At 67.9% G+C, this 17,388-nt stretch carries 23 protein-coding genes and 1 tRNA gene; 8 read left to right on the forward strand and 16 right to left on the reverse strand.

All coding sequences use genetic code 11. The annotated features are described in order from the left end of the window. Positions 1 to 5: 5 nt before the first annotated feature. The 14 genes from K2F47_RS15515 to K2F47_RS15580 form a co-directional block, all read right to left on the reverse strand. Positions 6 to 155, reverse strand: a complete 150-nt coding sequence (locus tag K2F47_RS15515) for a hypothetical protein (RefSeq protein ID WP_242903688.1) — start codon at positions 153 to 155, stop codon at positions 6 to 8. Next, on the reverse strand, positions 152 to 475 hold the full coding sequence (locus K2F47_RS15520; RefSeq protein ID WP_242903689.1) for a pyrophosphohydrolase domain-containing protein: 324 nt from the start codon (positions 473 to 475) through the stop codon (positions 152 to 154). The genes K2F47_RS15515 and K2F47_RS15520 overlap by 4 nt, the downstream gene beginning before the upstream one ends. Positions 476 to 735: 260 nt before the next feature. After that, positions 736 to 3,117: a DNA translocase FtsK gene (locus K2F47_RS15525; protein WP_242903691.1), complete on the reverse strand. Its 2,382-nt coding sequence runs from the start codon at positions 3,115 to 3,117 to the stop codon at positions 736 to 738. Further along, complete coding sequence (locus K2F47_RS15530; protein WP_242903692.1) at positions 3,117 to 3,494, reverse strand: hypothetical protein; 378 nt, start codon at positions 3,492 to 3,494, stop codon at positions 3,117 to 3,119. The genes K2F47_RS15525 and K2F47_RS15530 overlap by 1 nt, the downstream gene beginning before the upstream one ends. Positions 3,495 to 3,571: 77 nt before the next feature. Beyond that, on the reverse strand, positions 3,572 to 3,952 hold the full coding sequence (locus K2F47_RS15535; protein ID WP_242903693.1) for a hypothetical protein: 381 nt from the start codon (positions 3,950 to 3,952) through the stop codon (positions 3,572 to 3,574). Further along, positions 3,952 to 4,278 (reverse strand): hypothetical protein, encoded by a 327-nt coding sequence (locus tag K2F47_RS15540; protein ID WP_242903695.1) that lies wholly within the window; start codon positions 4,276 to 4,278, stop codon positions 3,952 to 3,954. The genes K2F47_RS15535 and K2F47_RS15540 overlap by 1 nt, the downstream gene beginning before the upstream one ends. Beyond that, entirely contained in the window at positions 4,275 to 4,478 is a 204-nt protein-coding gene (locus tag K2F47_RS15545; protein ID WP_242903696.1) for a hypothetical protein, read from the reverse strand. The genes K2F47_RS15540 and K2F47_RS15545 overlap by 4 nt, the downstream gene beginning before the upstream one ends. Beyond that, positions 4,475 to 5,269: a hypothetical protein gene (locus tag K2F47_RS15550; protein WP_242903697.1), complete on the reverse strand. Its 795-nt coding sequence runs from the start codon at positions 5,267 to 5,269 to the stop codon at positions 4,475 to 4,477. Before K2F47_RS15550 ends, K2F47_RS15545 begins: the two co-directional genes overlap by 4 nt. A gap of 230 nt (positions 5,270 to 5,499) precedes the next feature. Continuing rightward, positions 5,500 to 5,946 (reverse strand): ATP-binding protein, encoded by a 447-nt coding sequence (locus K2F47_RS15555; protein ID WP_242903699.1) that lies wholly within the window; start codon positions 5,944 to 5,946, stop codon positions 5,500 to 5,502. After that, on the reverse strand, positions 5,943 to 6,392 hold the full coding sequence (locus tag K2F47_RS15560) for a hypothetical protein (protein WP_242903701.1): 450 nt from the start codon (positions 6,390 to 6,392) through the stop codon (positions 5,943 to 5,945). Before K2F47_RS15560 ends, K2F47_RS15555 begins: the two co-directional genes overlap by 4 nt. After that, a complete protein-coding gene (locus K2F47_RS15565) occupies positions 6,389 to 6,658 on the reverse strand; it encodes a hypothetical protein (protein ID WP_242903703.1) in 270 nt (89 codons plus the stop codon). Before K2F47_RS15565 ends, K2F47_RS15560 begins: the two co-directional genes overlap by 4 nt. Further along, on the reverse strand, positions 6,658 to 7,770 hold the full coding sequence (locus tag K2F47_RS15570; RefSeq protein ID WP_242903705.1) for a hypothetical protein: 1,113 nt from the start codon (positions 7,768 to 7,770) through the stop codon (positions 6,658 to 6,660). Before K2F47_RS15570 ends, K2F47_RS15565 begins: the two co-directional genes overlap by 1 nt. After that, on the reverse strand, positions 7,767 to 8,387 hold the full coding sequence (locus K2F47_RS15575; protein ID WP_242903707.1) for a hypothetical protein: 621 nt from the start codon (positions 8,385 to 8,387) through the stop codon (positions 7,767 to 7,769). Before K2F47_RS15575 ends, K2F47_RS15570 begins: the two co-directional genes overlap by 4 nt. Then, on the reverse strand, positions 8,387 to 8,611 hold the full coding sequence (locus tag K2F47_RS15580; protein WP_242905978.1) for a BldC family transcriptional regulator: 225 nt from the start codon (positions 8,609 to 8,611) through the stop codon (positions 8,387 to 8,389). Before K2F47_RS15580 ends, K2F47_RS15575 begins: the two co-directional genes overlap by 1 nt. Positions 8,612 to 8,875: 264 nt before the next feature. Between K2F47_RS15580 and K2F47_RS15585 the strand changes: the two genes are divergently transcribed. From K2F47_RS15585 to K2F47_RS15605, 5 genes are all read left to right on the forward strand, one after another. After that, on the forward strand, positions 8,876 to 9,619 hold the full coding sequence (locus tag K2F47_RS15585) for a GntR family transcriptional regulator (RefSeq protein WP_242903709.1): 744 nt from the start codon (positions 8,876 to 8,878) through the stop codon (positions 9,617 to 9,619). A gap of 10 nt (positions 9,620 to 9,629) precedes the next feature. Next, on the forward strand, positions 9,630 to 10,466 hold the full coding sequence (locus K2F47_RS15590) for a phosphoribosylaminoimidazolesuccinocarboxamide synthase (RefSeq protein WP_242903711.1): 837 nt from the start codon (positions 9,630 to 9,632) through the stop codon (positions 10,464 to 10,466). Between the two features lie 2 nt (positions 10,467 to 10,468). After that, positions 10,469 to 10,696, forward strand: a complete 228-nt coding sequence (locus K2F47_RS15595; RefSeq protein WP_242903713.1) for a hypothetical protein — start codon at positions 10,469 to 10,471, stop codon at positions 10,694 to 10,696. A gap of 477 nt (positions 10,697 to 11,173) precedes the next feature. Beyond that, a complete protein-coding gene (locus tag K2F47_RS15600) occupies positions 11,174 to 11,731 on the forward strand; it encodes a DUF4365 domain-containing protein (RefSeq protein ID WP_242903715.1) in 558 nt (185 codons plus the stop codon). Next, entirely contained in the window at positions 11,728 to 12,897 is a 1,170-nt protein-coding gene (locus K2F47_RS15605; RefSeq protein ID WP_242903716.1) for a hypothetical protein, read from the forward strand. Before K2F47_RS15600 ends, K2F47_RS15605 begins: the two co-directional genes overlap by 4 nt. A gap of 160 nt (positions 12,898 to 13,057) precedes the next feature. Here K2F47_RS15605 and K2F47_RS15610 read toward each other — a convergent pair whose 3' ends face one another. After that, positions 13,058 to 14,557 carry a winged helix-turn-helix domain-containing protein gene (locus K2F47_RS15610; RefSeq protein ID WP_242903718.1) on the reverse strand — a complete coding sequence of 500 codons (1,500 nt, stop codon included), beginning with the start codon at positions 14,555 to 14,557 and terminating at the stop codon, positions 13,058 to 13,060. A 146-nt stretch (positions 14,558 to 14,703) separates the two neighbouring features. Further along, positions 14,704 to 14,775, reverse strand: a tRNA-Arg gene (locus tag K2F47_RS15615). Positions 14,776 to 14,905: 130 nt separating this feature from the next. Here K2F47_RS15615 and K2F47_RS15620 point away from each other — a divergent pair. The 3 genes from K2F47_RS15620 to lysA all read left to right on the forward strand — a co-directional run bounded on the left by K2F47_RS15620 (position 14,906) and on the right by lysA (position 17,370). Further along, positions 14,906 to 15,268 carry a response regulator transcription factor gene (locus K2F47_RS15620; RefSeq protein ID WP_242905979.1) on the forward strand — a complete coding sequence of 121 codons (363 nt, stop codon included), beginning with the start codon at positions 14,906 to 14,908 and terminating at the stop codon, positions 15,266 to 15,268. 357 nt (positions 15,269 to 15,625) lie between these two features. Beyond that, complete coding sequence (locus K2F47_RS41720) at positions 15,626 to 15,985, forward strand: DALR anticodon-binding domain-containing protein (protein ID WP_372490869.1); 360 nt, start codon at positions 15,626 to 15,628, stop codon at positions 15,983 to 15,985. Continuing rightward, complete coding sequence (lysA, locus tag K2F47_RS15625) at positions 15,982 to 17,370, forward strand: diaminopimelate decarboxylase (RefSeq protein WP_242903720.1); 1,389 nt, start codon at positions 15,982 to 15,984, stop codon at positions 17,368 to 17,370. Before K2F47_RS41720 ends, lysA begins: the two co-directional genes overlap by 4 nt. The last annotated feature ends 18 nt before the right edge of the window (positions 17,371 to 17,388 follow it).

The raw sequence follows: 17,388 nt of genomic DNA on the forward strand, positions 1-17,388 counted from the left end.
GCCTGTTAGAGGCGGATCTCGATGTAGACGAAGACCTGACGGCTCTGGCCGCGTAGCGGCCGGTGGGCCGAGATGTCGATGACGTTGAAGAGCTGCTTGAGGCGTTCGGTGGCCTGGTCGACCTCGTCCGGCAGGCCCATCAGGCGGATCTTCATGGCGTGCCTCCGTCCGGGCGGTCTCGCCAGCCGCGAGTGAGGATGTGCCTGGCCTTGGCGCGCCAGGCGGCGTCGAGGTCGATGTCCAGGACGTGGGCGGTGACGTAGGCCGTGATGACGACGTCGGCCAGCTCGTCCTGGACGTCGGCGAAGTCGCCGGTGCGCCGGGCCATACCGGCCCAGCGGCGGTAGGCGCCGACGAGTTCGCCGACCTCCTCGGCGAGCGTGAGGACCTGGCGGTGCCGTTCCTCGGCGGCCGGGAAGTGCTGGCGGATGTTCTCGGCGACTACGGCGCCGAGGGCCGCGAGATCGTCCGGCACCGCTTCGTCAGCGGGCTGAGTTTCAGGGTGAGGCACGTGAGTGATCCCTTCTGGGCGCCGTGACAGGGGTTGGTGTCACGGGCGGGGGTTGGGGGAGGGAGTTACAGGTCAGAGGGCGTGTGGCACCCGTGACACCTGCGTGACAGGTGGGCGTGACGCGCGCGTGACAAGATCATCCGCGCGGGCGCGGGCGTTCCCACGCGCAGCCGTACGTGTGCGAGGGCGGGGGATGGCCGCGCTGCGGACCCGTGTGTGGGCGTTCACGCGGCGCGGCCGAGGCCAGGGTCGTCCAAGGGCGTCAGGTCGGCGACGGTGAACGTGGTGGCTGATCCGGTCTCGTCCTTGGTGAGGACGCCGTCGTCGACCAGCCGCTTGAGGGCCTTGTAGATCCAGGGCCGCTTGCGTCCAGCCTTGGTGCGGATGGTGTGCAGCTCGTCTTCACCGGCGGTGAAGGTCGGCTGCCCGATGGCATGGCGATGGCGGATCCAGTCGCAGACCAGGCCGAACGCTTCGTCCGGCGGCATTTGGCGCTGCGGTTGCCCGTCGTCGGAGGTCTGGAAGCGCTCGGCTTCTTCGTCGGTGAGTTCGATCGGGTCGCTGGGGCCAGCGGTCACGTTCGGGTCCGGATCGTCGGTGCGGAGGTACTCGCTGACCGTGTCGCCTTCGCGGCGGAGCCTCTCGACTACGGCCTGGGCCGCTGGGGCGTCGTCGGCCGATACCAGCACTGGCCTGCTGTCCTCGGTGCCGTTGCGGGGGCCGATGACGCCCTTGCGCTCCAGGGCCTCCAGGACGCGCAGGCACTTGGCGTGGGACAGGCGGAGCTTGCGTTGCAGCATCGCCGCCGAGGCGAACTGTGTGGTGATGACCAGCTCGGCCGCGTCGCCGAGTAGCTCGCCGAAGTCGTCGCGCGCCTCGGTAGGACGGTCGCTCGGTTCGTTGTTGTGGCCGTCGATGGTGGCGGCCTGGTCCTCGTTGTCGTCCTCCCACTGGGCATCAGCCCACCGGCCGGACGGGGCGGCGGCCGCGGTGCCGGCAGCGGGCATCGGGATCGCGTCACCGCCTGTTGGGTCGGACGCTGCCGAGCTGGAGGGGGCGGCCAGGCGTCGGGTGAACTCGTCTCCGGCGCGGTCGCTGGCAGGGTAGGCGGCGGCGTGTGCGCGCATCGCGGCGTTGGCGGCGTTGTTGGTCTTGCCCCAGGAGAAGGTGCGCAGCGGCATGGCGTAGTGGGTGGGCCGGATGGACTTGGCGTCCAGGTAGGCCATGCCGGGGTAGAAGTCCTCCCACTCGTGCGGGTGCACTCCGGCCTTGCGCTGACGTGCGGAGACGCCGTACTTGACGTCCTCGGGGTCCGACAGCCCGAAGCACATCTTGGCCATCTGGGAGCGGATCAGGGTGGGGATCTGGGTGTAGTCCGCGCGCTGCAGCGACAGCAGGAGCGACCCGCCCGCCGAGCGGATCTCCTTGACGATCTCCTCCAGCTTCTCGGCGTCCTCGCTGCTCAGCTCGCTGAACAGCTTGGCGACCTCTTCCAGGTGCAGGTACCAGTAGGTCAGCCCGCAACCGGGCTCCCATGCCTGGTAGCCGCGCTCGGCCAGCCACTTGGTGCGCCGGGGGATTTCGGCGTGCATCTGCCGGATCAGGGCGACGGCTCCGGTCTTGGTGGTCTCGAAGCGGTGCAGCGCTGGGCGGAGGGGGCCCATGGTCTGGTCGTCTTTGGAGATGTCGATGGAGAACACCGCGGCGTCGCGGCGGGTGATGATTTCGGCGACGTAGTTCCACGCTCCGCCGATCGACTTGCCGGATCCGGTCCGGCCCATGATCTGCAGGTGGTGACCGGTGAAGCGGTGCTCGACGTAGTCACCGTCCTGGTAGAGGGCGACCCGGAGCGGTTCGCCCACCGATGCGCCTGGGCGGGACGGTCCGGGCCAGGGGATCGGCTGCTTGATCCGGCGGGGGTCGGAGAAGGTGATGTGCGCCTGGGAGGCGTCGTCCTCGTCTTGGGCGACGATCACGCTGCCGGGTGGCAGTTTCATGCCCGATTCCATGTGGTCGGTGTTCTTGATCGCGTCCTCTGCGGTCTTCTCACCGGCGGGCAGCGCCATCTTGCCCTTGACCTTGTGCTCGGTGACCTCGGTGGTGCGCACCTTGGCACCCTTGAGCCCGAACGAGACTTTGGCCTGGTCGAACAGCGTGGCCAGCGGGTCACCGCTGTGCGCGGCGTCCGATGGCGTCTGCCGGATGACGGCGCGGATGTTCCACCCGATGGCCAGCGTGGCGCCTCCGAAGGCCAGCAGCATGAGCGTGACCTGCTGGGTGATCCCGGTGATGGTGGCGATGGTGAACCACAGACCGGCGCCGAAGGTCGTCAGCGTCGAATGGGTGCGGCCCAGCAGACCGCGCTGGTGAGAGACGGCCCAGGTCAGGCCCGTGAGGGTGACGGTGGACAGGGTTCCGGCCATCGTCGCCCACGTCACCGCCGGCGGTGCTCCCCAGACGGCGTGTGCGATCGCCGCGGCGATGGTCAGCAGGCCCAGCAGGGCCCACGGCGGGACGAGGACGCCCACCTTCGACACCGCTGAGACGGCGATGCGCTCCATGGTCGCGTCCTGCGCGATCTGCAGGGTCGGGGTCTTGCGCGCCATCACAGATCGACCCTTCCGGTGTAGCGGCCGCCGCGTCGGCCGCGCATGTCTGCGGGGCCGACGGCGAGGAACTCCTGGCGGTACTGGACGTGGAACTTCACCGACTCGGCGCTGATGGCCAGCGCCAGCTCCTGGGCCTTGCGCAGCTTCCCGGCCACACGTCCGGCGCGGATTTTCACGTCGATGCCGAACAGCAGCGGATGTCCCTCCAACTGCTTCATGGCGGCTTCGGCGGCAGTGGCGGCGTTGTCCAGCTCGTAGGCCAGGTCATGGCCGAACCGCTGGGTCGCCCTCGCGTACGCGGCGACGTGCTTGCCGACCTTGCCGCGAAACTCGATGTCGCCGATCCGGTCGATCATCTGTTCACCGGTTCCCATGACTGACCTCCTCAGATAGCAGTGCGAACCTGACGGCCCGGGGAGTCGGCCAGGTGGACGACTCCCCGGGGGCGCGATCACTCTTCGGCCGCCTCGGCGTCCTTCTCGGCGTCCTCGATGGCCTTCTCGACGTCCTCGCGGTGCGCGGCCTCGGAGAACTGGCGGCGGTAGGCGCGGTGGAACTTCTCGCCCTGCTCGGCCAGACCGGCGGCCAGGTCCTGCGCGCGCTGCAGCCGCTTGGCCACGCGCCGGGCCCGAACACGTGAGTCCAGCCCGAACAGCAGGAGGTGTCCGCGCAGTCCCTCCATCGCCGCCCGCGAGTCGGTCGCGGCGGCTCCCAGCTCGAACTTCCACCGGTTGGCCAGCGACTCCAGTTCCTTGCCGTAGCTCTGGAACGCCTCACCCAAGCGGCCCTCGAACTCCACGTTCGCCAGTTCGGTGATCTTGCGGTGGGCCATCAGGCGCTCCTTCGGCTGGACGTCCGGTCGTCCCGGACGTCGTCCTCGATGACCTCGGCCTCGACCGCTCCGGCTCGGCCCGCCCGGAACTCATCGCCGAGGACCTGGCCGACCGTGCGGATCCGGGGCGCCAGCGGAGCCGTGCCAACGAAGGCGGTGACCAGCGCGTCGAGTGCGGTCGCCAGTAGAACCAGCACCGCCCACGCGCCGCGCAGGAAGGGGCCGAGGCGCTCCCACAACCCCGGCTCGGGCGGCGGCAGCAGCCGGAAGTGGGTCGACAGGCCAGCGCGGCCTTCGGTGGTCTGGCCGGGGACGGTGCCGCTCATCGCCGCCCCCGCTCGGTGAAAGGGCGCCGGAAGCGGTGCGCGGCCCATCCCGCCGCCAGGGCCGACACCAGGCACTTGGCGTCGCCGTACATGCCCGTCCACACCGTCAACGCCGTCCACACGGCCAGGAACACCACCATGAACAGCAGCACGGCCGCGCTGAGCGAGCGTCGCGTCGGGTACTTGGTCCGCGCGCTCATCGGCCCGACTCCTCGTGACCGTCAACCGGCGCGCTGTCGCAGCGGCGCCCGGCCGAGGAGCCGTTCGGGTTGTCGGTGCGGCGGCGGTTGGCCAGCCACAGCGCGGCATACGCGCCGACCAGCACGGCCACCCCGAGCCGGAGTCGCCCACCACCGGCCAGCCCGGGGACTACAGCCGCGGCGGCGATCAGGCAGAACACGGTCAACACCGCCAGCCGCGGCGGCAGGAACCACGGCTCACGCCAGCCGTCGTCCCCGACCGCCAGGCGCTCTTCGCTGACGGCGAGTCGGGTCAGGGCCTCGGCCGCGGTGGGGTCGGTGTGTTCGGCGACCATGGCGGCCAGGCTCCGCAGGTGGACGGCGCGCTGCGCGGGATCGGCGGTCGCGGCCAGCAGCGTCCACTCGCGCAGCTCCGGCGCCCGGTCATCGGGGGCGTGGTCCCAGCCGAGCCACTCCGGGAACGCGCCGATCACCGCGCGCTCGGTCGCGGCGACCATCCGCAGCAACGAAGCCGCAGTGGACAGAGACACCGCCATCGGACGCCCGGCGGCGTCCTCCTCGCGGCCCCAGCACTGGGTGTGCAGTCGGCCCAGCTCGTCAGTGGCGTCGGCAGCGAAGTCGATCAAGATTGCACGGAGATCCCGGTCACTGGTGCGCGACAGTTCGCCGAGCGTCTCGCCCAGCGCGCCGGACCAGTCGATGTAACTGCGCCGGGCCGCTCTGCGCTCCAGGAGGCTCGTAATGATCGTGGGAAGGAAGAAGAACATGGGGGTGACCTCCTCAAAGGCCATGGGAGAAAGATCAAGTCGTGGTGGGTTGGGGGCGTCGAGCCGACCCGTGCCACGCAGAGCGCAGCGCCAGGCGGTTCGGCTCCGGGAACCCCGCGAGCACAGCGGACGGGTGGCTGCGACAGCACGGGCCCGGCGGGTGCGGGCGCACCTGCCGTGTGCTCCGGCACGCGCCGGTGTCCGCAGGCCAGAACCCGCACACCGGTGCCAGCCGCCGCGCTCGCGGGACGCCATCAGTCCGCGCTCCCATCAGCGAGGTGCGCCGACGGGCTCGACACGGCAGCTCCGGCCGGGCGGGGAAGATCGACCCAGATACGGCGGCCGCCGCCGGTGCAGACATGGCTCAGCGCTCCGAGCTGGGCGCAGATCCACAGTCCGCGCCCGGACTCGCCTCCGCCGAGCCGGACGTCAGGAGCATGCGCGGCGCCTTGGTCGACCACCTCGACGTGCGCATGGTCGCTGTGGACCTGGAGAACGACCTGGTACGTGCCGCCCGGTTCCCCCGAGCGGGTGTGCCGGGCGGCATTGGTGGCCAGCTCCGACACGCACGTCAGCGCATCGCACACCGTGTCCTCGGCCAACCCTGAAGCAGCCAGGGTCCGCCGAGCCCAGCGCCGCGCCTCGGCCACCGTGCGCGCGTCGTCGCCAGCGAACGCGGCCTCGAAACGGTTCGGCATCATGACCGACCCCCGTCCCGACGCAGGGGTGTCACTGACGCCAGCCCCGGCGCGGCAGCGCTGGCCTCGGCACCGCCCGGCGCGGCGGCCTGGCCCTCGTTGCCACCCGCCTTGCTCTGCCGCGCGGCCAGTCGCCTGCGCGAGCGGAACACGCTGGTCAGCCGCCGCCACCAAGGCCGCCGGACTGCGGTGATGGTGTCGGTCAGCTCGCGCATGTCGTCCGCCATAGCGCTGAGCTGGTCGGCCACCTCCGAACCGGTCTGCGCCAGTTGCGCGCGGACGGCCAGCACGGCGAACCCGATCCCGACCAGCGCATGCTCATCCGGGCTCATCGCCCCGACATCGGAGGCGGCATCGGTCAGCGCACACTCGGCACCGTGCGCGAGCGCGTGCGCCAGGTCGTCCGACAGCGCGGCCTGCCAGTCGAAGAACTCACTGTCGTGCGTCACAGCGCACCCCCGAACTGCCGGTCGGTGTCCGCAGTGCGAGCGAACGCCTCGGCGACCAGCCGCGAGGCCGACACCCCGTCCGCCGGCAGCTGCCCGCGCTCCTCCAGGAACCCGACCAGGTGCACGATCGGATCCAGCTCGCCATCACGGGCGGCAGCCACCGCAGCGCGCACGTGCGCCAGCAGCTCGGCGTACTCGACGCTCAGCAGCGCCAACTCCTGCCGCAGCGAGGCCTCGGTACGCGAGGTGTGCAGGGTCGTCGCCATCACCGCTCACCCCCGCCCGCACCGGCCAGCGCCGGTTCCGCATCCTCACCCGCAGTGCGGCCCTCGCTCTGCGAGGCGGCATCCTCATCCGCGGACTCGGCCTCGGTCCGCTCCGGCCCGTCCGTGTGCGCCGAGCCGAACCCGTCAGCCCGTGCGGGCGTCTCGTCCGCACCGGGCCCCGTGCGCAACGCGGTGTTGCGGGCCTGCGACACCACACCCTCACACCACCGGCGCTTACGACCGGTCCGGGTCATCAGCGCCGGATAGTCCGGAGACCATTTCCCGCCGGCCTCGACGGCAGCGAGGATTTCGCTGGTCAACTCCGCCACGACCGCATCACGATCGACCGGCTCCCCGGCGCTCGGCGCGGCCCCGCGCATCCCGCGAACCAGACGCGGAACGGACGAACCCACGTCCGCACCCCGCACCGTGCGGACTGGCGCGACCGGACGATGCGGGATCCGTACGCCACCGTGCGGAACACCGTTTGCGGGGCCGTCCGCACCGTCCCCACCCGTGCGTGCGGACGACGGCACCACGGCCAGAGACCGGGTGGTCGGCTCAGGCGCCATCGCCCGCAACGCGGCCGCGCGCTCGGCGGCCTGGCGGTGCGCGACGGTGACCGCCTCAGTGATCCGCTGCCGGATCGTCACCACGGCCTCGGCCGCGCAGAACACCATCGCGGGCGGTACCGAGTGCAGCAGGATCGCCGCTGGATTCAGCGCGGCCCACGCCGACCAGGTGTTCATCGCATACGTGCAGCCCAACGCGACCCACTTGGTCGTGCGGACCCACCGGCCAGCGTCCAGACCATGTCGGTTGATGAGCTGCTCACCCATCAACACCCCGATCAGGACCAGCGACACCATCGGGTCCAGCAGCCACGCCGTGACCCACACCAGCGACCCCAGCGGCGCCCCGTCCGCGGCGAAGCGCGCGACGTTGGCCATGGTGAACAGCAGCCCCAGGACCATCCCAGTCCAGATCAGCCGGTCCACCCAGCCCCGCACCCGCTCCACACGCAGCGCCACCACGTCCGGGTCGGTCTGGTAGGCACGCACCTGCGCGGCCGCGTCCGCGGCGGCCTTGAGCTTGGCGGCCTTGCTCGTCATCGCAGCCGCCCCCCGTCCAGCTCCTCCAGCACCGGCCCGACCAGAGCGTTCAGCTCCGCGACCAGCGCCGAGACCATCGCGCGAGCGGCCCACTCGACGCCATCGCGCGGCCCGCAGGGAACCGCGGGAAGCCGATGCATCGGCACCGGAAGACTCAGCGCGACACTGGCCTGCAGGAAAGGCCGCCGAGTCACGTCCTCCTCCATCGGGTGGACGAACTCATAGCCCTCCCCGCGCAGCTCGGTAGGCCAGTCCCGCCAGGACAGATCCCCCTGCCACCGGTAGGAGCGCAGGAGCCGCTCCGGCCAGGGAGCGACCAGGCTGACCGAGCCGATCAGCGACCCGTCCCAGGCGCTGCGATGCACCTGGGCATCAAGGACGCGAGTGTGCGAGCGGACGTACCCGGGCGCCATCACCGGCCCCGACGCCGTCCGCCAGGACGCCGAAGCGAACTCGGCCAGCCGGACCCCCGGCGAGTCCCCGAAGTCCTCCCAGCACTCAGCGAACGCGCTGCTCAGCCGGTCACGGACATACGCGCCGAACCGAGACACACCATCGCTGGCGTACTCACGGTCGTAGTCCTCATCGACCCAGAACGGCGTAGAGGAGGCAGCCATCAGAGACCACCGCCCGCCGCGGCCGACTCCTCGGCCAGGAGCGCCCGGATGTCGGCCTCGAAGAATCGGCGATGTCCGCCCGGCGTGCGGATGCTCGCGAGACGTCCCGCCGCCGCCCATCGGGACGCCGTCTTGCGGTCGACCCGGAAGAGTTCGGCCACTTCACCGGGGGTGAGAAGACGTCCCCGGCCATGGAGTTTGGGAGTCGCGGTCTGGTCCGCCATGCTGTTGTCCACGGATCGTTCCTCCTGCTCACGTTGGGAATCGAGCGATCCGGCGGCCTCGGCGGGTGCCACCGCCGAGGCCGCGCTGTTGTGCGAGATCGGACATCGGGTCATTCCGCGACCTCCGATCCCTCCGAAGGCCATACAGGCCAACGCGAGACTAATGGTAAGCAGTGTGCTAGCACACCGTCAACCACCCGGAAGATATGTCCTAGTTGGTGTGCTAGTACACTCCCTCTGAACTGCCAGAAAGGAGGCGGAGACATGGCGCCAGCCATCCAGCGGCCTGACCCGCCGTACATGCAGGTCGTGACGACCATCCGAGCGCAGATCGAGTCTGGGGAGCTGCGCGAGGGCGACATGCTTCCATCGACGCGCCAGATAGCGCAGGACTGGGAGATCTCCCATGCGACTGCCACGAAGGTGCTGGCCGCCCTGCGTTCGGAGGGCCTGGCCAGAGGTGTTCAAGGTGTCGGAACGATCGTCACCACGTCAGGCAACAAGCAGGCGGCGAAGGACCGGATGCTGGCGGTACGCCGGACCGGGCGGGTCTACCCCCCGGATCAGCACGCGGTGATCAAGTCGGCCGACCTCGTCGAGGCGCCGAAGCACGTCGCCGATGCGCTCCGCCTTGAACCCAGCGCGCGTGTCATCAGGCGCCACCGCGTGACCTACCGAGAGCAGCAAGTACTCTCGTCCTCGGTCTCGTGGTTTGACGGCGCGTTGGCAGAGACGGCCCCGCGCCTCTTGGAGACCGAGCGGATCCGCCAGGGGACCTTCGGCTACATCGCCGAACAAGCAGACCGCGCCGTTAAGAACGGCCAGGAGCAGAAGGCCGCTGACGCTGCGACTGAGCAAGACGCCGAGGACTTGGGCGTCGAGCCGGGAGCCCCCGTCCTGCGAGGCAGGAATTGGGTCTACGACGCTGAGGGCAACGTGCTGGAGTACGGCGAATCCGTCGCTCCAAGCGGGCAATGGGCGTCCTACGAATACGAGATCACTAACTGAAGGGCCGACCATGGAACTCGTGCACAGCGGCAAGGTCCGGGACGTTTACGCTGACGGCGACGACCTGATTTTGGTGGCGTCGGACCGGGTCAGCGTCTACGACGTCGTACTGCCCACGAAGATCCCCGACAAGGGAAAGATCCTCACTCAGCTATCGCTGTGGTGGTTCGACCAGCTCGCGGACGTGGTGCCCAACCATGTCATCTCGGCGACTGACGTCCCGGAGGAATGGGCAGGCCGGGCGGTGCGGTGCCGACGCCTGGAAATGCTGCCGGTGGAATGGATCGCCCGCGGCTATCTGGCCGGGTTGGGCTTGAAGGAGTACGAGCGGGACGGCGCAGTCTCCGGCATCAAGCTTCCGGCCGGCCTCGTCGAAGGCTCCAAGCTGCCCGAGCCCATCTTTACCCCGACCACCAAAGCGACCGAAGGCCATGACGAGTTCATGACCTACGACGACGTGGTGAACGAAATCGGAGCCGACACCGCCGAACGGCTGCGCAAGGTCACTCTGGAGGTCTACCAACGCGGTGCCGACCTGGCCGCCGAGCGCGGCGTCATCATCGCCGACACCAAACTGGAGTTCGGACGCGCGCCCGACGGCGAGCTGGTCCTGGCGGACGAGATCCTGACATCAGACTCGTCCCGCTTCTGGCCGGCCGACCAGTGGAAGCCCGGAGGCCCCCAGTACGCGATGGACAAGCAGTTCGTCCGCGACTGGTCGTCCACCATCACCGACTGGGACCGCACGCCACCCGGCCCCGAGATCCCCCAGGACATCGTCGAGGCCACCCAAGCCCGCTACGTCGAGGTCTACGAGCGCATCACCGGCCAGCGCTGGGAGGGGTGACCATGGAACCCAGGTACGACGTCGACCGCTTCCTACGCGAGGTCAAGGAACTGCTACGCATCGCAGATGTCGAGACCTCGAAGCCACTAGGGCCCGATCACCCGAACCCTCAGGTCGCAGCCGCCCTCCTGCTGCGCTCCCTAGGCGTCAGGCCTGTCGCCGACCCGGTAGCAACGCTGCAGCGCACGATGGACGATCCGTGGGTCGATCGCGACGACCGCTCAGAATAACGCAGCTCCGCCCCACTAAGGCCCGGCCCCACGGCCGGGCCTTCGTCATCGAGACCTAGTCCGGCCACGACGCTGCTTCTACCTCTGCAGCGGGGTACACCTTCCGGCGTGGACGCTCCCCGGATAGTCGTCGATCCTGATCTTCCCGAGGGTGTGCGCACTTTGCTTACGGACTGAGAACACCGAGGTCAAGCACTACGACCCGCGAGACCTTCGCCTGTTGTAGGAGGACGACCGCTGGCTTCCCACATCAACACAAAAGCCACGGCCACGGCCGTAGGCAGGGCCGCGCTGGACACGCTCCTGACCGTCGCCGGCGGCTGGGGCCTTGTCGGCTTCCTGATTCTCCTCGCCATCCCACTGCTGACTGGCCTCGGCAGCCCGCTCCGGTCACTTCGTAGCAGCGCAAGCCCTGGCCTACAGCGCCTTAATCTGATATTTGTGTATATCTCCGGGGGGACAGGACGCGGGAACTCAGTGGAAGATCACAAGGATCAGTGGGGCCTACGGTGGACCCCCAACGGAGCGCCGTATGGAACACTGCATTCCACGCAGTGCAAAGAGCAGTTCAGCCTTGCTTTTACACATGCTGTAACTGCCGCTGCGCGCTGTACCGTCTCAGACCTCAGGGTCGATGCCGAACGTATCGACTACACCGTGAGACAGAGCGCGAGGCACAGACGTTACACGTCTGCCCAGATCGACGTACAGATGAAGTGCACCGAGCAGGACGTCCTCAAGGACGACGGGGTGCACTGGCAGCTATCTATCGATCACTATGACTGGCTTCGCGACCCGGACACGTACAACCACAAGATTTTGGTTGTGCTCATGGTGCCTACCATGCTAGAGGAGTGGGTAGAGCTAAGCGATGCTGGCATGTTGCTTCGCAAGGCGGCCCACTGGGTGTGCCTCGAGGGGGCAGAGCCCGTTAACGCCAACTTTAAGACAGTTCTCCTCCCTAAAGCCAATGTTTTCTCGGTAGAACAGCTGCTTGAAATGCTTCAACGTGTGGGCGACGGAGGTAAGCCGTGAACGTCGCAGAGGGCCACCACAGCAGATCGTTCGAGCCTGCGGAAGATCTAACTCCGAAGGCAATCGAGGCATTTCTTCGGCAAAGTGGTTGGAAATGCGAGGAGGTTCGGGAAGGGATCAGTTCGATATGGTCTCTTGATCAAGCCGATGCAAGCATCATGTTGCCTTATAATCGCCGTTTTCGTGATTTTAGGGCCAGGCTATTCAATGCGCTAGACGTAATTGCGGATGTCTACAATATTCGCAATAGTGATGAACTTGAACTGAAGATTGCGGGCGCAGGAAGCGATATCTTGCTCTTGCGAGCGGATCAAGCGACGATAAATGGATCAATACCACTTGACGAGGCCAAAAATCTTTTGACTGGCGTCAGTGTGATGCTCATGGCTGCAGCTTGTAGTGCCATTAAGCCCAGTGCGTCTATTCCAAGACGGCGACCTGATATGGCAAAAGAGTTCATGTCAGAGGAAGTGCGCATGGGTCATACACTGCGCGGGAGTTTCGTCCTGACGATTTATGCGCGTCACGCTGATGGCCAGGTGGAGGAGTTGCCTGAGGCAGAGAACGTCGAGGCGAGTCAAGAATCTCAGCCGCAGATCGGCACTTACTCCAGACGCGTGATGGAGACTCTTTCGACAGGATTGGAGGCGTCGAAGGAGCTTCTCAATGATGATCCCGCTATCACTCTGGAGGAAGCTGTCCAACATGGCGCCAGTGCCGAGATGATTGACTCGTTGGGAAATATGAGTCAACACCCGGGATTGCGTGCCCTGGATATGGCCTTTCGGTGGTCGCCGGCGCAACCTGCTCCTGCGCAGCGAGTGGCAAGCAGGGTGGTCCTTCCAAGGCCCCAGCCGGAGAGAATCGAATTCGTGCGGGATTCTCTAAAAAGTCAGCCAGTCGCAGAGCGAGGCGAAATAATTGGCCATGTGGTGCGCTTGGAGCGTCCCGAAGGTCACGACAGCGGCATCGCGGTAATTGATGGATACGTTGGAAAGTCTCGGAAGCGAGTAAAAGTAGAGCTTTCGGGGGAAAGTTACCTCATTGCGATCTTTGCGCATCAAGAAAGGCGTCTTGTTGTCGCTTCGGGCCGCTTGGCGCTCGAAAGAAGGTCCTGGTGGCTCAAGGGCAGAATTTCACTGAGGATCTATGGATCGCTGAAATAGCTTCCGAGGCCCGCAGGCCGCAAGCCTCTGGTGGCAAGGCCCTTCAGGCGGCCGGGCGACGAAGCCTGCCGGGCCCGGACGACACAGGCCCTATGACCGGCGTACCGCGGCGGGCCCACCGGCGACGCGTAGCGGTCGCCTTGAAGGCGCGGGGAAAGTGTCATCCGGTGGGGGCTGGTGTGTGGTGGGCCGAGATGATCGCTTCGCGTTCGACGTCGGTGCGAGCTTTGAGGAGTTGACGTGCAAGCGCGGCGTAGGGACGTCCGTCGATGGTCGCCGGCCTGGTGGCATGGAGTGCTTGCCAAATGGTGTGCCTGTTTTGCTCCTTGGGGTATCGCGCTGGTGAGGTGGGCTTCCGGCGATCTGGTGTATGGCTGTGGGGCTCGGTGGATGTTCCGTTAGTCAGGCAGGGGGCTGGCTCGCTGTGTTTGAGTTCGGTGACCTGAGCGCAGGCTTTGCAGGGGGTGTTCAGGTCTAGTTGGTGGCCGTCTTCGCAGCGGACGTCCGGGCAGTGATGGCCTCGGCGCACGAGGCGGGTGGCTACTGCTACGGGGTCGCGGATGGGGTCGGTGTCGGTGATGTGGTAGCGCCGGTGGTCCCAGTTGCGGGTGATGCGGTTGGCCAGTTCGGCTGGCGTGCGGTGCTGCAGCTCGGCGGCGATGGCCTTCAGGACGCGCTGGGAACCGTGCTCGGGGATCTGGTGGGTCAGGGCAGGCGGCAGGGCTCGGTAGAGGTCGATGGCGGCTCGGGGGATGCGGGTCGGCGTTCGACGGTCTTGCTGGTGGTGTGTGGGCTTCCCGGCTTTGCCGGTTTCCGGCGTTTGCGCGCTCTGGTTGCTGTAGGCGCCTGCGGCGGGAAGCGGCGGTGGCTCCTCGGGGGGTGAATAGGTGGGGGGTGTCTCCTGTGGAGTACCGGTTGTTGGGAGGGGTGTGTGCCGGTTCTTGAGCGGGGTGAGTGCCGCTACGTGAGAGGGGTTCCGGTGCGGGTTGGCGTGGCGGCGGCCGTGGGTGGCGTAGTGCTCGGCGGTCTGGGTGGCGTCGTCTTCTTCTAGGACGACGCGGAGGGTGAGCCAGCCTCCTGGGCGTGCTGTTGCCTCTATGAGGCCGGCCGCCTCTAGTTCGGCCAGGCGGCGTCTGGCGGTGGGTTGGGAGGTGTTCAGGGCGGCGGCTAGGCGGGCTGTGGTGGTGTCGAAGGGGGTTGGTTTGCCGTTGCGGTGGGCTCGGTCGACGGCGGCTGTGTAGAGGCGCCAGGCTTCGGCGGAGATGGTGCCGGCGGGGCGGTGGCGTCCGGCCCAGACCATGTCCAGGGTCCAGGCCGGGACGGGGGCGTAGCGTTCGCCGGTCTCGCGGGGGCGGCGCAGGGCGGCGTGCAGGACGCTGCGTTTGGCGCCTCGGGGTGTGGAGCGGGAGAGGTAGGGGCCGTCCTGGGTGGGGGTCAGGAGTTGGCGGCGGGCGTCGTCTAGGGCGGTGGTGGAGGTGTTCGCGCGTTCGGCTAGGAAGCTGCGGCGGGCTATGGCGGGGGCGCGGGTGCCGTTTAGGGCGTGGGGCATGAGGGTCTCGTACATCGCCCACGTCCAGACGGCCAGGGCGCTGTGGGTGGGGGAGTAGATCAGGGAGCGCGGGATCTGGACGTGGCCGCGGGGGGCCTTGGCGCGCGTCATTGGTGAGCCGCCGGAATGTCTGTTTCACGGTGAGCCCACAGATGGTCGCCAATGGCGGCCGCCGGTTGCATCGGGCCGCACAAATGGAAAAACCCGTCCGGCCTGTTCTCGCAGGTCGTAACGGGTTCTTGCTGGTTATTTCTGGGTGCCCCCTGCAGGATTCGAACCTGCGCACACGGCTCCGGAGGCCGTTGCTCTATCCCCTGAGCTAAGGGGGCTTGCGCTGCCTTGGGCTGCGCGTGAAGAAGGTTACCAGGGTTGGCCGGGTGACGCGCACGTGCGGCGTTCGCCGTGCGTCCGGGGGGTTGGTCGGCTAGCTTCTAGGCCGTGACCGAGCCACTGGGACGCGTGCTGGTCGTCGATGATGACGAGGTGATCCGCCAGCTCATCGCCGTGAACCTGCAACTGGAGGGGTTCGAGGTGGCGACCGCGGTGGACGGGCAGGACTGCCTGGACAAGGTGGTGGGGGTCGCGCCCGATGTGATCACGCTGGACGTGATGATGCCGCGGCTGGACGGGTGGGTGACGGCTACGCGGTTGCGGGAGGGGCCGGAGACGGCGCATATCAGGGTGGTGATGATCACGGCTCGGGCGCAGGAGCACGATGTGCGGCGGGGGCACGAGATAGGCGTCGACGCCTATGTGACGAAGCCGTTCGATCCGAACCAGCTGATCCAGACGGTGCGCAAGCTGGCGGCAGTGTCCAGATAGTGGTCGGATAGTCTCGCGAGGGTGACTCCAGCCGGTGTGAGCGATGCCCTTGTGGCCGCGGTGCGGGATGCCGTGGCGCAGGGGGAGCTTGATGTCGCCGTGCCTGAGGACGCCCTTGTTTTTTGTGTGGGTGCTGGGGTTTTCGAGAGTCCTGTGGCTTTGCGGTTGGGGATCGATCCTCGGGTTGTGGCGCGGAGGGTCGGGGGGAGCGTTACAGGGCGGGGGTTTGTGCGGGTTGAGGTTGCGGTTGGGGCGGTTGTGGACGGGGTGCTGCGGGAGCCCGGGTACGGAGTTGCGCGGGTTCCTGGGGGTGGGTGGAGTGAGTGGCCCAGGACGTTCGAGAATCCTGGGTTCTCGGTGCGTTACGCATACGCGAGGGCTTGCTGGGTGGGGCGTTGGGCGCGGGACGTTGGGGTCTCGCAGGGTGTGTTCAGGGGCGGGGCTCCTGAGGAGTTGGGGTTGGTGACGGCTCTGGGGGACGTTCCCGGGCGGGCGGCCCAGGCCGAGCGGGAACGGGACGCCGGGCCGCTGGTGTTGTGCCTGGAAAGAGTGGCCGGGGCGTACCACGATGTGCACGAGCGGTGTCCGGCTGTTCCCAGGGGCGACGAGAAACCCTCGGCGGTGCATGCGGGACGCGTCAGTTTGGCGGAGGCCGCGCGCATCGCCCTTGGCAACGGCCTGAACATGATTGGCGAGACCCCAAGAGAGCGGATATGAGTCGAGTTCACCCTGCCGGGCCCCGGCATGCTGACGTCCTGCCCGAGGACCACCCTGTTGGTCCGGCGGACGACCTCAACGTGCTGGACCCGCACATCTGGCCGCGCAACGCCGGACGGGACGGTGCCGTCACCCTGGGCGGTGTCGACGTGAGGGACCTGGCGCGGGAGTACGGGACGCCCCTTTTCGTCTATGACGAGGACGACGTGCGGAGCCGGGCGCGGGATTACGCGGCGGCGTTCCATGACGGGGACGTCCACTATGCGGGCAAGGCCTTCCTGTGCGTGGCCATGGCGAAGTGGTTGAACGAGGAGGGGCTCGGCCTGGACGTGTGCAGTGGGGGTGAGCTCGCGGTCGCGTTGGCGGCGGGCTTCCCCACGGAACGCATCACGTTGCATGGGAGTAACAAGGCGCCCTGGGAGCTGGAGCGGGCTCTTGAGGTGGGCGTCGGACGGATCGTCCTGGATTCGTTCGAGGAGATAGCGCGGCTGGGTTATCTGGCCCAGGAGCGTGGGGCGCGGCCCAAGGTGATGGTGCGCGTCACCACGGGGGTCGAGGCGCATACGCATGAGTTCATCGCGACGGCCCATGACGACCAGAAGTTCGGGTTCTCCAGGAGTTCCGGGGCGGCGCTGGAGGCGGTCCGGAGGGTGCTCCGGCTTCCGCAGCTGGAACTGGTGGGGCTGCACAGCCATATCGGGTCGCAGATCTTCGACGTGGACGGTTTCGAGGTCGCGGCCCACCGGCTGGCGGAGCTGCTCGTCGCGATCCGGGACGAGCACGGGGTCGAGCTGCCGGAGCTGGACCTTGGGGGCGGGTACGGGATCGCCTACGTCCCCGGCGAGGAGCCGCACGACCCCAAGGCCATCGCGGACGGCCTGAGAGCCATCGTGGCGCGCGAATGCCGCGCGTACGGGCTCGAGATGCCGCGGCTGACCGTCGAGCCGGGACGGGCGATCGTGGGGCCGGGGGGAGTGACCCTGTACGAGGTCGGAACGGTCAAGGACGTCGAGGGCCTGCGGACGTACGTGTCCGTGGACGGGGGCATGAGCGACAACCTCCGCACCGCCCTGTACGGCGCCGAGTACACCGCCGTCCTGGCGAGCCGGACCTCCGACGCGGCGCCGATGCTCAGCAGACTTGTCGGCAAGCACTGCGAAAGCGGCGACATTGTGGTGCGCGACCTGTGGCTGCCCGAAGATCTTGCGGCGGGGGACCTGGTGGCGGTCGCGGCGACCGGTGCGTACTGTCGATCGATGGCCAGTAACTACAACCACGTCCCGAAGCCCGCCGTCGTGGCGGTGCGGGACGGCAGGTCGCGCGTGATCGTCCGCCGGGAGGGCGTGGAGGACCTGCTGCGGCTCGATGCGGAGGTCGAAGCGTGAAACCCGAACGTGGCCCGC

The sequence above is a fragment of the Actinomadura terrae genome, assembly GCF_022751215.1.
Classification (GTDB): domain Bacteria; phylum Actinomycetota; class Actinomycetes; order Streptosporangiales; family Streptosporangiaceae; genus Spirillospora; species Spirillospora terrae.

What these genes read in the sequence shown, in the direction of transcription:
- K2F47_RS15580 (WP_242905978.1), bottom strand. Translation starts at nt 8,611, where the DNA reads ATGGCGGACCAGACCGCGACTCCCAAACTCCATGGCCGGGGACGTCTT.
- K2F47_RS15535 (WP_242903693.1), bottom strand. Translation starts at nt 3,952, where the DNA reads ATGGCCCACCGCAAGATCACCGAACTGGCGAACGTGGAGTTCGAGGGC.
- K2F47_RS15525 (WP_242903691.1), bottom strand. Translation starts at nt 3,117, where the DNA reads ATGGCGCGCAAGACCCCGACCCTGCAGATCGCGCAGGACGCGACCATG.
- K2F47_RS15610 (WP_242903718.1), bottom strand. Translation starts at nt 14,557, where the DNA reads ATGACGCGCGCCAAGGCCCCCCGCGGCCACGTCCAGATCCCGCGCTCC.
- K2F47_RS15550 (WP_242903697.1), bottom strand. Translation starts at nt 5,269, where the DNA reads ATGGCCTTTGAGGAGGTCACCCCCATGTTCTTCTTCCTTCCCACGATC.
- K2F47_RS15530 (WP_242903692.1), bottom strand. Translation starts at nt 3,494, where the DNA reads ATGGGAACCGGTGAACAGATGATCGACCGGATCGGCGACATCGAGTTT.
- K2F47_RS15575 (WP_242903707.1), bottom strand. Translation starts at nt 8,387, where the DNA reads ATGGCTGCCTCCTCTACGCCGTTCTGGGTCGATGAGGACTACGACCGT.
- K2F47_RS15545 (WP_242903696.1), bottom strand. Translation starts at nt 4,478, where the DNA reads ATGAGCGCGCGGACCAAGTACCCGACGCGACGCTCGCTCAGCGCGGCC.
- K2F47_RS15595 (WP_242903713.1), top strand. Translation starts at nt 10,469, where the DNA reads ATGGAACCCAGGTACGACGTCGACCGCTTCCTACGCGAGGTCAAGGAA.
- K2F47_RS15515 (WP_242903688.1), bottom strand. Translation starts at nt 155, where the DNA reads ATGAAGATCCGCCTGATGGGCCTGCCGGACGAGGTCGACCAGGCCACC.
- K2F47_RS15555 (WP_242903699.1), bottom strand. Translation starts at nt 5,946, where the DNA reads ATGATGCCGAACCGTTTCGAGGCCGCGTTCGCTGGCGACGACGCGCGC.
- K2F47_RS15585 (WP_242903709.1), top strand. Translation starts at nt 8,876, where the DNA reads ATGGCGCCAGCCATCCAGCGGCCTGACCCGCCGTACATGCAGGTCGTG.
- lysA (WP_242903720.1), top strand. Translation starts at nt 15,982, where the DNA reads ATGAGTCGAGTTCACCCTGCCGGGCCCCGGCATGCTGACGTCCTGCCC.
- K2F47_RS15540 (WP_242903695.1), bottom strand. Translation starts at nt 4,278, where the DNA reads ATGAGCGGCACCGTCCCCGGCCAGACCACCGAAGGCCGCGCTGGCCTG.
- K2F47_RS15590 (WP_242903711.1), top strand. Translation starts at nt 9,630, where the DNA reads ATGGAACTCGTGCACAGCGGCAAGGTCCGGGACGTTTACGCTGACGGC.
- K2F47_RS15570 (WP_242903705.1), bottom strand. Translation starts at nt 7,770, where the DNA reads ATGACGAGCAAGGCCGCCAAGCTCAAGGCCGCCGCGGACGCGGCCGCG.
- K2F47_RS15565 (WP_242903703.1), bottom strand. Translation starts at nt 6,658, where the DNA reads ATGGCGACGACCCTGCACACCTCGCGTACCGAGGCCTCGCTGCGGCAG.